We start from the raw sequence: 348 nt of genomic DNA, 5'->3' as shown, positions 1-348 counted from the left end.
CAACCGGCCCCGCCCATCGACGGCGTTATCGTAGTTGTCGGCGCGCACCACGATCTGATCGTGCGTGCGGTTGCGGCCCCGCTGCCAGTGCCGGCGCATCTGCCGAGCCAGGAACGGATCACTGGCCCACCAGTCGGCCTTCAACACGTCGAACATCCGCTTCAACTCGACCGGATCGGCGGTGTGCCGGGCGATCGCCCGCCGGACCTTGACCTTGGCCGCCTCCCGGTTCGCGGTGATGTCACCGATCGCGTCGCGGACGGTCTCCTTCCACGCATTCGCCAACACACCAAACGACACGTGCGTGCCGTCGGCAAGCCACCGGTCCCGCACCTGCCGGTGCCGCAA

At 68.1% G+C, this 348-nt stretch carries 1 protein-coding gene; it reads right to left on the bottom strand.

Going from position 1 to position 348, the window contains the following annotated elements; translation table 11 throughout:
* Nucleotides 1–348, bottom strand: a 348-nt coding sequence (locus ACNAW0_RS30750) for a hypothetical protein (RefSeq protein WP_416291541.1), incomplete at both ends; no start/stop codon positions are given.

Source organism: Micromonospora sp. SL1-18, assembly GCF_047921505.1.
In the GTDB taxonomy this organism is placed as follows: Bacteria; Actinomycetota; Actinomycetes; order Mycobacteriales; family Micromonosporaceae; genus Micromonospora.
The sequence above is the reverse complement of the archived record's forward strand: the minus strand, read 5'-3'. Positions and strand labels throughout refer to the sequence as shown.